The organism is Parashewanella sp. 2210YD4-3, from assembly GCF_056591735.1.
Map to the genome: position 1 here is coordinate 49,443 of NZ_JBWQOG010000002.1, position 13,813 is coordinate 63,255.

General features: G+C 41.4%; 12 protein-coding genes. 2 read left to right on the plus strand and 10 right to left on the minus strand.

Translation table 11 applies throughout. From position 1 onward, the window contains the following. The first annotated feature begins 95 nt into the window (after positions 1 to 95). Both AC1EU0_RS03485 and AC1EU0_RS03490 read left to right on the plus strand, forming a co-directional pair. The gene (locus AC1EU0_RS03485) at positions 96 to 1,580 is read left to right on the plus strand and encodes a carbohydrate-binding protein (RefSeq protein ID WP_480300546.1); all 1,485 of its coding nucleotides are present in this window, start codon (positions 96 to 98) and stop codon (positions 1,578 to 1,580) included. A 22-nt stretch (positions 1,581 to 1,602) separates the two neighbouring features. Beyond that, on the plus strand, positions 1,603 to 2,145 hold the full coding sequence (locus tag AC1EU0_RS03490; RefSeq protein WP_480300547.1) for a hypothetical protein: 543 nt from the start codon (positions 1,603 to 1,605) through the stop codon (positions 2,143 to 2,145). Positions 2,146 to 2,317: 172 nt separating this feature from the next. Here the strand turns inward: AC1EU0_RS03490 and AC1EU0_RS03495 are convergent, their stop codons facing one another. The 10 genes from AC1EU0_RS03495 to AC1EU0_RS03540 form a co-directional block, all read right to left on the minus strand. Then, the gene (locus AC1EU0_RS03495) at positions 2,318 to 4,711 is read right to left on the minus strand and encodes a U-box domain-containing protein (protein WP_480300548.1); all 2,394 of its coding nucleotides are present in this window, start codon (positions 4,709 to 4,711) and stop codon (positions 2,318 to 2,320) included. Between the two features lie 164 nt (positions 4,712 to 4,875). Beyond that, positions 4,876 to 5,100: a (Na+)-NQR maturation NqrM gene (gene nqrM / locus AC1EU0_RS03500; RefSeq protein WP_480300549.1), complete on the minus strand. Its 225-nt coding sequence runs from the start codon at positions 5,098 to 5,100 to the stop codon at positions 4,876 to 4,878. Between the two features lie 21 nt (positions 5,101 to 5,121). After that, a complete protein-coding gene (locus tag AC1EU0_RS03505) occupies positions 5,122 to 6,156 on the minus strand; it encodes an FAD:protein FMN transferase (RefSeq protein ID WP_480300550.1) in 1,035 nt (344 codons plus the stop codon). A gap of 235 nt (positions 6,157 to 6,391) precedes the next feature. Then, positions 6,392 to 7,420 carry an FAD:protein FMN transferase gene (locus AC1EU0_RS03510; protein ID WP_480300551.1) on the minus strand — a complete coding sequence of 343 codons (1,029 nt, stop codon included), beginning with the start codon at positions 7,418 to 7,420 and terminating at the stop codon, positions 6,392 to 6,394. Positions 7,421 to 7,615: 195 nt separating this feature from the next. Next, positions 7,616 to 8,842 (minus strand): NADH:ubiquinone reductase (Na(+)-transporting) subunit F, encoded by a 1,227-nt coding sequence (gene nqrF, locus AC1EU0_RS03515; RefSeq protein ID WP_480300552.1) that lies wholly within the window; start codon positions 8,840 to 8,842, stop codon positions 7,616 to 7,618. Positions 8,843 to 8,876: 34 nt separating this feature from the next. Further along, entirely contained in the window at positions 8,877 to 9,485 is a 609-nt protein-coding gene (gene nqrE, locus AC1EU0_RS03520) for an NADH:ubiquinone reductase (Na(+)-transporting) subunit E (RefSeq protein WP_133407802.1), read from the minus strand. 5 nt (positions 9,486 to 9,490) lie between these two features. Then, positions 9,491 to 10,123, minus strand: coding sequence for an NADH:ubiquinone reductase (Na(+)-transporting) subunit D (locus AC1EU0_RS03525; RefSeq protein ID WP_480300553.1), 633 nt, complete (start codon positions 10,121 to 10,123; stop codon positions 9,491 to 9,493). Continuing rightward, positions 10,123 to 10,923, minus strand: coding sequence for a Na(+)-translocating NADH-quinone reductase subunit C (locus tag AC1EU0_RS03530; protein ID WP_480300554.1), 801 nt, complete (start codon positions 10,921 to 10,923; stop codon positions 10,123 to 10,125). The genes AC1EU0_RS03525 and AC1EU0_RS03530 overlap by 1 nt, the downstream gene beginning before the upstream one ends. After that, on the minus strand, positions 10,916 to 12,115 hold the full coding sequence (locus AC1EU0_RS03535) for an NADH:ubiquinone reductase (Na(+)-transporting) subunit B (RefSeq protein WP_480300555.1): 1,200 nt from the start codon (positions 12,113 to 12,115) through the stop codon (positions 10,916 to 10,918). Before AC1EU0_RS03535 ends, AC1EU0_RS03530 begins: the two co-directional genes overlap by 8 nt. Next, positions 12,115 to 13,449 (minus strand): Na(+)-translocating NADH-quinone reductase subunit A, encoded by a 1,335-nt coding sequence (locus AC1EU0_RS03540; protein ID WP_480300556.1) that lies wholly within the window; start codon positions 13,447 to 13,449, stop codon positions 12,115 to 12,117. The genes AC1EU0_RS03535 and AC1EU0_RS03540 overlap by 1 nt, the downstream gene beginning before the upstream one ends. Between the last annotated feature and the right edge of the window lie 364 nt (positions 13,450 to 13,813).

Consider the following 13,813-nt stretch of genomic DNA (forward strand, 5'->3'; position numbering starts at 1 on the left):
TTCAGCACTGGTTAAGCAATAAAAATATACATTGAGAATTGTTTTATCTGGCCTTTCTTATGAAGTTCTTTCAAACACTTTTTTTCTTGGTATCTATGAGCTTAAGCTCATTCGTTTTAGCGCAAGATTATAAACCAGAGCAAAACTATCAAGCTGGAGATACCGTCGGTTTTCATGGCCAACGTTATAAAGCCACGATTGATGTTTCCGCTTATAGTTTTGTTCCCTCACAATCAAACCCTTGGGTAAAGTACGAACCTCTTAATACATGGAGCACTTCTCAAACTTACACGCAAGGACAAAAAGTGACCCTAAATGGGCAAGCCTACGAGGCTTTATTTTGGAATAAAGGAAAAAACCCAAGCAAGCCCGAAAACCAAAACCCTAAAAAAAATAACGGCCAACCTTGGTATCCGATAGGAAAATGGCACAACTATACTCAGAAAGAGTTGAACGACGCTCCACAGTATTCTTCGCAAACCCTCTTTAATGGCAATGCCTTAGTAAACATACAATCAGTATTTTACATCGCCCAACAAGCTGTGAAAGATGTACTACCCAACCAGCATTCACCTTGGAAGATTGATGTCGACTGGGGAAACGTAAAGCAACAAGTCGGTGATGCAAATACTCCTTGGCCAGCTCATGTCTTTGCGCCTTATACAGATATGCTATTGTGGGGACATGTTCCAAACTTTTCTCAACTTAAAAGCAGCCTAGGTGTTGATCACTTTGTCAGTGCCTTTATCGTCGCCACACCAACGATTCAATGTTTCCCCTCATGGGGTGGAACAACCACCATTAAAGAATTTGACCAATACGATAATATCAAACAGCTACGAGATAATGGCGGAGATATCATGGTTTCGCTGGGTGGGGCCAACGGCACGCCCTTGGCGGCAAGTTGCAATACAGTATCTGATTTAACCAACGTATATTCAGGTATCATCAATAACCTAAATTTACATGCCATTGATTTTGACATTGAAGGCACTTGGGTGGCTGATTCAAATTCAATTCAACGCCGCAATCAAGCTTTAGCTGAAGTGCAGCAGTTTGGTAAGCAACTCAAAATTTGGTTTACCCTACCAGTACTTCCTTCTGGGTTAACCGCTGATGGATTAAACGTTATTTCCGATGCCGTAAAACAAAATGTGAAGCTCAGTGGCATCAATGTAATGGCTATGGATTTTGGTGATAATGCTTGCTCACCTTCTGCTGGTAAAGAAGGGGCTAATATTCAAGGAAATTGCACCATGCAAGCTTTAACCAATACTTTCAATCAACTAAAAAACATCTATAAAAATCAAAAAACGGATGATGAACTGTGGGCAATGCTTGGTGTTACGTCGATGATTGGCTACAACGATGTTTCGAGCGAAGTTTTTTACAAATCTGATGCTGATGGCGTTTCCAGCTTCGCCGCTAAGCATAACCTAGGCATGGTAGCCATGTGGTCAATAGCAAGAGACAACCCCGATGGTGGTACACACCAAGCTTCTCCGACCGCCAGTGGGCTCGATAAGTCTCAAGCTGATGTGTACGATTTCTCCAAGATATTCAGTCTTACTTTCCCTTAAACTCGAATTGATAGGTACCCTTATGTCAGCAGAGTATGTAGCGTTAGACTCATCTCAAATCGGTCTCAATCAAGGCTTAGTGATAAATGACGAAACTGATATTTCTCAAGTTATCGAATGCATTAAAGGCTGTTCCTATGACTTAGAATTTACCTGTACAAAAGAAGAGTTACGGCTGTTTAATGTAAAAGCTGAAACAAAGCCAAAAGAGCCTGTGCGTAATGACTTTACAATAGGGCAATTTGCACCTCGCAGAAGCGAAACCCGAAGATGGTTTGAATGGGTCTGCCCGACTACAAGCGTTAAAACTTGTAAAAGATATACCTATGGCACTTGTGCTATTGCGAACATATTACTGAGAAGGTTCGATCAACACCAAGTCAGTCTTTTCTTTTCGCAATTACCGTCACAACGGCATACTCAATTTGCTAAGTACGTCAAAACTTGTCAATTAAAATTCTCCACTGTAATACCGCCACAAGGAGAGCTGACTAATGATAAATTCGGCTTAAGTTGCTCTGAGATCAGGGAGCTAGGAAGGCTAGCTCAACAAGCCTCTGTTTAATCATTAAGTAAACGCGATTAAGTGCCCTTGTCAATTTTCAAAGTTTAGTTTTTTCCTCTAAGCCTTTATCAAAGGAGAGCATTTTCACATCCTCAGATTTAGTGGCTTGGCAAGTTCAAAAACACGAAGGCCTTGTTTAAAAACGATCTCATTCAAATACTAGGTCTCACCTTTACAGATTTTTAACCCTATGCTTCTCCACCCAGTCATCGATTTCTTTTTGCAATCTAGTATCAACGGGTAATTTGGAGACAAGCTCATAAGGTAAGCTGTCTCGTGTATAAGGGTTTGTCTGGCTCTCCGTGGCTAAATAATGAAGCAATTGAGCACGACTAAAATGCACCAGCACACCACCTCGACAAAGAATAGCAATGGGGTTTACCAAAAAATCCAACGTAATTGGGCACAGATATTTTTGAGGTATAGCCTCATCTGGCACAGTGAGCTTGATGGTAGCAGGCGATGCGGGTAACGGCCTAAGGTGCTTATCTAATAAACCATCCTGATTAATACGCTCATACTCGTCTTCTAGTAAGGTATTCAATTGCTTCAACAACAGCTTATCAACATTAGTGGCTAACAAAATTTGATAACCTGCTGGAAGTGACGTAAAAACGGAATCTCCAAATCCTATGGATGTGATAAATTTTTTTATCTCTAATTTATGATATAGACGTAAAGCGAAATCAGGTGTTCGCTCACAGAGTAAAATAAGGTTGATTCGTTCATTAACGAAACGACACATGGAAGATAATGCACAAGGCGGGTTTTCAATATTCCCTTGATTGGGTAATAACGCTACATAAGCTTCCAGTTCTCCGACAAAAATGGACTTCAAATCCCCTGTATGCAATAAAGGCCATTGCATTAATATGTCCTCCCAAGCACTAAGACTAATATCTTTAAGGAGTTCTATTTTTGAGGGAAACCTGCTCTCGACATCAACTTTCCATGATTGCTGAGGCATCATGCCAAGTAACAATAACACTCGTAATGCAAGCTCGTGGGGACATACCAATGGTAAGACATCTTTGGGTTTGAGTATTCTTGATTTGCTATCTGGCTGCTGAGTCAATGATAAGCGCCAAGATAACTCTGGCAATTCGAGTGATGTGGTTTGAGATGCTGCAAGCGCAACAATATCATCCAAGGAAAACTGCTGCTTAGCTATGGAGGAAACAAGATTAAAAGCCAGATTTTCACCATTATCTGCTAATAGATTTAGGGTGTCATTGTGCAAAAACAAAAGGTTTACACTTTTTTTATAGCTGCTATGTCTTAACAGTTGAAAACTATGCAGCAAACTCCATTTTTTATTTTTTGTAAAATCAGAAAATAAGGCGCCGTAGTGAACATGACAATAAGGATTATAAGGTTCAGGCTCAGGTAATTGAAACTGCTTAGCCAGTTTGAATGCGGCCGCTATTTTTTCCATAAGAGCCATCGCAAAAACAAAATTAGCTTGCGTAAGTTTCTTTTGTTTTGCAGCTTCATTAAGTACTTTTTTTACTCTTAATTCAAATATCGAATCTTCTTTAAAATGACCAATGAGCCATAAGTGAAGCGACCAATATTCTGTAGCCACCTCTTCGATTAACTCGCAGAATTCATCAATCTTGTCAGTGGCATGTAAGTCGTGATTGGCGGAAATTTGCTTCTCAAGAAGCCAATGTTGAATCTTCAGACCAACCTCATTTTGATCCATTTTTTTCGGATCATTTACAATACCTATAACTGCTTGAGGATAAAGTGGTTTGGTTTTATATAGAACTTGACGCAGTTTTTCCTTGCAACTGATTTGACTGCTTGCATCAATACCAATCATTTTTAATTGATATTTTTCCACTCCCAACCCTTCCCCCAATTTGGACCATTGCGTTCTAATAAGCTTTAAAGACGCCAGATAATGGCAAAAGGCGTTTCGCTTCTCACCTGAAAGAATTTCATCCACACTAGTACGGTTAAAAGACGCCCAAAGATGCAAGCTCACATCAAGCCCTGAAGACAAATTGGCAAGACCTTTTGAATTAAGAACCTGACAGATTTTAGAGATTGAAAGTTGTGGAACCAAGCTTAACATTCTATGCAAACACTCTTTATCTTCATCGCACACGTATAAATTAAGCTTTGAAAGAGATTCAGCATCCAACCCTAGGCCAATACCCAGCACTAAGGGACTTGTCAGTTCACACTCATATTGCTGCAGATAAGTATACGCCTGAGTAGTATTTAGCGGCTTGTTTGAATAAGAAACTCGTTGTATTGGAGGTGTGACTGGCACCACGGTATGTGCTTCCCTCATTGGGAACCGAGTAATAAGAGAAGCTGATGAGGGTTCAGTGTCTAAATCAAAGGCTCCTGAAACGTATGGAAGTTGTGAAAATAAATAGGTGGGCTTTACTACAGGCGTATTTTGCCACTCAGAGAGATCTTCATCTTTGGTTGGCACCACATGGTATTTTTGCTCTTTAATATTACTTGTTGACTGTGGTTCAATATTTCTGACTTTTGGGTTTTGCCTAAAGCAATGACAACAATGGGAGAGCGCTCTAACAACTAAAGCCAAAACAGTCACAGGTCACAAGAAATTTGATGCCATGATAACGCTATTTTCTATGCATTTACTGTGAAATATTGTTCATATCTTGTTAACGTTAGGTGTTCTTAAATAAAAAAGAGCAATACGCTTTGGCATTGCTCTTATAAGGAGTTTTTTGATGAGTGCTCAAACTAAATGATTCGGTTTTTCTCAAGCATTTCTTTTCGAGCTTGCTCTTTTTCCATACGACGCTTACGGCGATCACATGGGTCATCACAATCACATGCTTTTTCGATACCTATAGCACCAAGGCCACCACAGCTGCCTTCTACAGCTTTTTTCTTCACTAAGTAGCCGATAGACATCAATACAAAAAATAATAGCAATACAACAAAGGCGGCTATAAAGGTGCTCATACTTGCTCCGAATGATTCCAACTATTTCGAATTTGATACATAGGGTTTAAACGCATCACTGTAGATGACTTTAAATCCATCTTTATGTTTTTCGATGAGCATTATCGCTAAGTTCTCTTTTTTAGCAAGCTCTAATGCACGCTTTGTCCCTAATACCATCATGGCCGTTGAGTAACCATCGGCCATCATACAAGATGGATGTAATACTGTCGCAGATACCAGTTTATGCTGAACTGGATAGCCAGTATTAGGATCAATAATATGAGTATAGCGTTTACCGTTTTCTTCAAAGTAATTTCGGTAATCCCCAGAGGTCGCCATCGCCATACTACCCGGTTGGATAACCTCTTGAACTGCACGCTCATTAGAAACGGGTTTTTCTACAGCAATACGCCAAGCACTACCGTCCGTTTTCGTACCTTTGACTTTTAACTCGCCACCAATTTCGACCAAATAACCGCTGATGTGATATTTGTCCATGATGCTCGATACTTTATCAACACCAAAGCCTTTAGCTATGGTAGAAAGATCAACGTACAAGTTATCACTGCCTTTCGTGAGCTTTAAACCTTCAATTTCGATAGCCTGAATATTGATCTTTGCTTTAGCGGCATCAATGTCGGCTTGTGGTGGTGGTTCTACTTTCGGTTTATCAGGACCAAATCCCCAAAGGTTCACTAAGGGCCCAACGGTAATATCTAATGTGCCATGAGACTGCCTTTGTAACAGCTTTGATGCTTTCAGTACTTTAACTAAATCCGCAGACACCGTCATGCTTTCGCCTTTCTTAAGCTTGTTATAACGAGAAAGCTCTGAGTTAGGGCGATAGGTCGACATCTGATCATTGACCAGTTCTAAGGCTGTATCAATTTCCGCTTGTAATGTTTTGGGTTCTGGGGTGTTATCATTAGGAACATATTTGATGTGGTATGTGGTTCCCATGGTATTGCCCGCTAACGCTTGCTCCCCAACAGGCTTACTACAACCAGAAAGTGCTAACAGTGAAAATAACGACACCAACAAAAACCAATACTTGTGTTTTAACAGCCCATTCATTACAAACTTCCTTGGGTTAAAAAAGTGGGCGTATTCTAACAATAAAACTATCAATATACGTTAAGAAATTAAGGCCAAAAATATATTATTGTTAATATTTGGGGCTGAGTGATTGAAACGATACTCTTTGCATCACTACCAACGAAATAGGGGATGAAACCATCCCCTATTATTTAACAAGACTAACGTGGGCTCCATAAAGAGCTGAAACCCAGTTTTCCTAATAGTTCATTAATTAACGAACACTCTTTAGGTATGGCTTAAAAGCTTCACTGAAAGTCACTTTATAATCCGTTTTATCTTTTTCAACCATCATCACAGCTAACTTGTGCTTCATGGCAAATTGCATTGCTTTTTCTTTGCCCATTACCATCATCGCTGTTGCATATCCATCAGCCATCATAGTGTCTTTACTCATAACCGTTACGGATACTAAATTATGCTGGATAGGGTAGCCCGATACAGGATTGATAATATGCGAATATCGCTTACCCTTTTTTTCAAAAAAATGGCGCTGTTCGCTTGAAGTAGCAACAGCCATATCTCTAGGATCAAAATACTTGATTCGTTTGTTTGGATACTTAAGGGCAATGTGCCATTGTTCACCATTAGCTTGCGTTCCTTTTACTCGAAACTCTCCATCAAGCTCGATTTGGTAATTATGTATACCATGGTGAGATAACACTGAAGCCATTTTATCTACACCAAAACCTTTAGCAATGGGAGACAAATCAATATAAACATCGTTAGTTGCTTTTTGTAGATAACGTCCCTTAATCATCACTGCATTTAAGTTAATTTTTGCTTTGGCTGCATCTATTGCAGACTGCTTTGGTGGACGATTGTTTCGACTCTGTGAACCAAAGCCCCAAACGTTAACCAGTGGCCCTGCACTCACATCAAGCGCGCCATCAGAATCTTTTTGTAACATCTTAGCGAACTTAATAACGGTAATTAAATCTTTTGAAACTTTGAGCTTTCCACCTTTTTTTAGCTTGTTAAATCTGGATATTTCAGAATTGGAGCGATAGGTGGACATTTGAGCATTGATGATTTCCAATGCATTATTAATGTCATCATGCACTGCCTGCGACACTGATGTACTGCCTGAGACATATTTTATCTGATAGCTAGTCCCCATCGTTTTACCTGATAAAGACACAGTTTTAGTACTTTTCCCTGTTTGGCTACATGCAGCCAAAAAAGCACTGAAAATGACGACACACAGTAAATTTACTTCCTTGTACCTTTTGAAAAGCTTCATTCTTGAATTCCTATAATTGAATTAGCAATTAAAGCTTAATACAAATACAAAAGTCTGCGAGTTATCAGGTTGAGACACTCAATAGTAGTGTTCTCTATGAGTTCAAGAGCCTCGTTTTAAGTTTCTTTTATTGCACAAAAAAGCCGTAAGACCTTACAATCTTACGGCTTTCGTTTAGTTAGAAGTTCAGGCTAATTAGCCACCGAAGTCATCAAGTAGGATGTTTTCGTCTTCTACACCTAAGTCTTTTAGTAGACCAATAACTGCAGCGTTCATCATTGGAGGTCCACACATGTAGAACTCACAATCTTCTGGCGCTTCATGGTCACGTAGGTAGTTTTCATACAATACGTTATGAATGAAGCCAGTGTATCCGTCCCAGTTATCTTCTGGTTGTGGGTCTGAAAGTGCTACATGCCAATCGAAGTTTTCATTATCGGCTGCTAGGCTATCGAAGTCTTCAACGTAGAACATTTCACGCTTAGAGCGAGCACCGTACCAGAAGCTCATCTTACGCTTAGAGTTAAGACGCTTAAGCTGATCAAAGATGTGAGAACGCATTGGTGCCATACCAGCACCACCACCTACGAACACCATTTCAGCGTCAGTATCTTTCGCGAAGAACTCACCGAACGGACCAGAGATGGTTACCTTGTCGCCTGCTTTTAAGCTCCAAATGTACGAAGACATTTTACCGCAAGGTAGGCTTAGATCACGTGGCGGTGGCGTAGCGATACGCACGTTCAACATGATGATGCCTTCTTCCTCTGGGTAGTTAGCCATTGAGTAAGCACGAATGGTTTCTTCGTCCACTTTAGACTCAAGCTTGAAGAAGCCAAAGTGTTCCCAATCACCACGGTATTCTGCTGGTACGTCAAAGTCAGCGTACTTAACATGGTGAGCTGGTGCTTCAATTTGAATGTAACCACCTGCACGGAAAGGTACAGACTCACCATCAGGGATACCAAGCTTAAGCTCTTTAATGAAAGTGGCTTTGTTATCGTTAGAAATAACTTCACATTCCCACTTCTTAACGCCGAAAATTTCTTCGTCAAGTTCGATTTCCATGTCTGTTTTTACACTTACCTGACATGAAAGACGACAGCCTTCACGTGCTTCACCTTTAGTGATGTGGTCAAGTTCAGTCGGTAGAATATCACCACCACCAGACTTAACGTTTACACGGCACTGACCACATGAGCCACCACCACCACACGCACTTGATACAAAGATGCCACTTTCTGATAGTGCACCCAGTAACTTACCGCCAGCTGCGGTTTTAATGGCTTTGTCAGCATCACCATTGATGCCAATAGTAATATCGCCTGATGCAACCAATTTTGATTTAGCGAATAAAATCACTAATACCAAAACTAGGACGATCAAGGTGAACATACCTACACCTAAAAATACAATATCCATTAACTTATCCTTTAAAGGTCTGGCCTATGGCGTCTTATAAAGAGACGCCAGAGAATGACATGAAACCTAAGGCCATTAGACCCGCTGTGATAAAGGTAATACCTAGACCACGAAGACCATCAGGTACATCTGCGTACTTCATCTTCTCGCGGATACCCGCAAGTAGAACGATAGCTAGCGCCCAACCTACACCAGAACCAATTCCGAATACTACGCTCTCAGTCAGGTTGTAATCACGCTCAACCATAAATGAAACCGCACCGAAAATTGCACAGTTTACGGTGATTAGCGGTAGGAAAATACCTAGCGCGTTATACAAAGGTGGAAAGTACTTATCTAAGGTCATTTCCAAAATTTGTACTAGAGCCGCGATGACACCAATAAAGGTGATGAACTTAAGGAAGCTCAAATCAGCATCTGGGAAACCTGCCCACTTAAGCGCGCCCGGTGCCAGCAATGCTTGGTAGATGATTTGGTTAACAGGTACTGAGATAGCCAATACCACGATTACCGCAACACCTAAACCCATAGAGGTAGTTACTTTCTTCGATACTGCCAAGAAAGTACACATACCAAGGAAGAAGGATAGCGCCATGTTTTCGATGAAAACAGAGCGGATAAATAAACTAATATAATGTTCCATCGTTCTTACCCTTTCGCTTCAACTTGATCAGGCTTATAAGCACGAATGATCCAGATCAGAATACCAATCAAGAAGAACGCACTTGGTGGAAGCAGTAATAGACCGTTTGGTTGATACCAGCCGCCTTCCGAAATCTTTTTCATGATTTCGATACCGAATAAGCTACCGTTACCGAACAATTCACGAACAAAACCAACAGCAAGAAGGATTGCACCGTAACCTAAACCGTTACCAATACCATCCATGAAGCTCATCATTGGTGGTGTCTTCATTGCGTATGCTTCAGCACGACCCATTACAATACAGTTAGTAATGATCAAACCAACGAATACCGATAGCTGCTTCGCTACATCATAAGCGAACGCTTGCAGTACTTGGTCTACCACGATTACCAATGACGCAATAATGGTCATTTGTACGATGATACGAACACTGCTTGGGATCTGATTACGAATAATCGAAATAAACAAGTTCGAAAATGCCGTTACTGCGGTCAATGCCATGGTCATAACCAAGGCTGTTTCCATTTTACTGGTTACCGCAAGCGCACTACATACACCCAATACTTGCAGCGCAATCGGGTTGTTGCTGATAATAGGACCTGTTAAAACTGATTTTAACTCTTTAGCGTTAGCCATTAGCTTAGCCCTCCGTTACGAACTTTCTCGATGAAACGAGCAAAGCCTTCATCACCTAACCAGAACGTGAGTGAGTGCTGTACACCATTACTGGTTAGCGTTGCACCAGAAAGGGCATCAACGCCGTGGATGCTTGTTGCTTCTGCTGGATTCTTGGTTACTTTGATTGCAAGGTTACCCTTGTCATCATAAAGCTTTTTACCATTCCACTTAGCAATCCACTTAGGGTTTTGTACTTCACCACCAAGACCTGGAGTTTCACCACTGCCCGAGAACTTATAATAAACCAAGTTCTCAATAGTGTTCATGTCAGGCTTAACCGCAAGGAATGCGTACATCGTTGACCAAAGACCATAGCCTTTAACAGGTAAAATGATGGTCTCTAATTTGCCTTGTTCATTTTTCACTAAGTACACTACAGCATCGTTAGCAACACGCTTAACCGATGCAATATCGTGCTTAGGAACAAAAGAGTTTTTAGGGTCGCGAGCCGCTTTGTCCATATCGAAAGTGTTGCCATCGATGTTGTTAACAAAGTCACCAGTTTTTAGGTTTACTACTTTTGCTGTAATACGCTGGTCGTAAAGCTTTTTAACTTCAGCTTTAGTCATCGTTAGATTACGAGTATCAAGTAGGTTTGCCGCTTCTAAAATGTACTTTTGCTGGTCAAAGCTTTTGTTGTCATCTTGGATAGGCTTTAGCATTACCGCTGCAGCTGATACCAAAATAGAACAAACTAAACATAGACCAACTACAACGAGCAGGGTTCTGCTGAATGAATCTTTATTTGCGTTAGCCACGAGCGATCCTCCGCTTAATGTTACCTTGTACGACGAAGTGGTCGAATAAAGGTGCAAACAAGTTAGCAAACAGAATCGCCAACATCATACCTTCAGGGAATGCTGGGTTAATCACACGAACAAACACCACCATTGCACCGATCAAAATACCGTAAGCCCATTTACCTTTGTTGGTGAATGATGCCGATACAGGATCAGTTGCCATAAACATCATACCGAAGGCAAAACCACCTAATACAAGGTGCCAGTACCAAGGCATCGCAAACATTGGGTTAGTATCACTGCCGATCACATTCAATAAGCTTGAAATGGCAATCATACCTAGCATTACACCACCAACGATACGCCATGATGCAATACGAGCATAAATGATAACTAGACCACCAGCCAAAATAGCAAGCGTAGAAACTTCACCCATAGAACCAGGAATGAAACCTAAGAACGCATCCCACCAGCTTTGGTCAAACGCATAGCTCAAGTGACCTGCTGCTGCTTGGCTTAATGCTGTTGCGCCCGAGAAACCGTCAGCAACAACCCAAGTGGTGTCACCTGACATATTTAGCGGATAAGCAAAGAATAGGAAAGCACGACCCGCTAATGCAGGGTTAAGGAAGTTACGCCCTGTACCACCAAAGATTTCTTTCGCAACAACTACACCAAAAGTGATACCCAGTGCCACCATCCATAACGGAATGGTTGCTGGTAGCGTTAACGCAAACAAAACCGATGTAACAAAGAAGCCTTCGTTAACTTCGTGACCACGAACTGAGGCAAAAAGTACTTCCCAGAAGCCACCAACCACGAAAGTGACAGCATATATAGGTAGGAAGAAACAGGCGCCATACCACATGAGTGTGGTCCAGCCAGCATCTTTAGTCAGCTCTGTACCAAATAAACCAAATAAGTCTACTTGCCAAACGTCTGGAGCAGAAAAGCCTGCAATTAGTGCATCTTGTGCTTGTAGGCCAACGTTATACATACCCATGAACATAGCAGGGAATGTACATGCCCAAACGGTGATCATGATACGTTTTAGGTCGATGTTATCACGAACGTGAGTACGTCCTTTATTCACCTTACCTGGGGTATAAAATACCGTGTACATCGCTTCAAATAGCGCGTACCACTTCTCGTATTTACCGCCTTTTTCAAAATCAGGCTCAATACGTTCGAAAAAATTCTTCAAGCTCATTAGCCTTCCCTCTCGATCGTATCTAAACAGTCGCGTAAAAATGAACCATAGTCATATTTGCCAGGACATACGAAAGTACACAATGCTAAATCTTCTTCATCTAGCTCTAACGCACCCAAAGATTGTGCGCCATCAACGTCGCCTGAAAGCAGGTCACGTAAAAGCATAGTAGGAAGAATATCCAAAGGCATTACTCGCTCGTATGCACCAATTGGCACCATAGAACGATCAGAACCACCAGTGCTGGTTGTGATGTTAAATAACTTCGATGGTGATAAGTGACTTAAAAATGCACGAGTAGCAGAGAACTTGTTAGCACCAGGCATCGCCCAACCAATAAATTCTTTTTCTGTGCCTTCTTCAAGAACACTGACTTGGTTGTGGTAACGACCAAGGAAAGCGTGAGGGCCAATAGCCGTTCGACCGTTCAGCACAGAGCCAGAAACGATACGGTTATCGCCTTCCTGAACTTCTTTTGCCATTAGTTCAGTCGTGCTTGCACCAATAACGGTACGCAGTAAACGAGGCTGTAGTGCTTTAGGGCCACCTACTGCAACAACACGTTCAACGTGCAATTCACCGGTAGTAAATAGCTGACCAATGGCTATTACATCTTGATAACCAATGTGCCAAACCGTACGGTTAACCGAAGCCGGAAGCAAATAATGGATATGAGTGCCAACTAACCCAGCAGGGTGTTTTCCAGCAAAGTCTTCAACTTGTGCATTAGCGGTTGGAATATCTTTTCCAGCCTCTTTACACAAGAACACTTTACCTTCAGTCAATTTCGCTAGTACTTTAAGGCCGTTAGCAAAATCGTCTTTATGTTCGTTGATCACTACCGCAGGATCTGCAGCCAAAGGCTGAGTATCAATAGCAGTTACAAAGATAGCTGCCGCATCAGATTCGATGGCAGGTACTTTGCTGAATGGGCGAGTACGTAAAGCCGTCCACAAACCTGAGTTAATCAGATTTTCGCGAACTTGGCTTGACGTTAAACCGTCTAATTCAGCGGCATCGAATTTAGCAAAAGTAACTTGTTCGTCACCTTCAACATCAATCACGACTGACTGTAAGACACGCTTGGCGCCACGGTTAATTTCGGTAACTGTACCACTAGCAAAAGCCGTATATACTACGCCAGGATTCTTCTTATCCTCGAAGATCACCTGACCTTTCTTAACCTTGTCACCGACACGAATTTTCATAGTCGGGCGAAGGCCAATATACTCTTCACCTAGGGTAGCTACATGTTTAATGGCTGGGCCATTATGGATAACTTGTTCTGGTCCACCAGCGATGGGTAGATCCAATCCTTTCTTAATTGTAATCATATCCACAAGCACTACGTTTGAGGGAAATACAAAAGCGCCACATTAAGCAATAAGCACAAGAATTTAGTACTATTTTTTAGCACTAAATTCACGAAAAACAATTGTCAAAATGCGATCACTATCACGTTGGTCGCGCGCATTTTACCCCAATTGGTGACGCATCGCCACGAAAAATATAGGTTTATTCCGTATCAAGGACTCATTAAGTCAGCTCAAGTTAAGGTAATCGCTCTACTTCAAAAATATACAGGTGTTGTGAACTTGATTCGCTATGTATTTGGATTTAATGAGATACTCGTTTTCTTCTATGCAAAGTAACTAAGATAACACTTGAAGTTTAGGCATCGAATCGCTATCTTGAGCG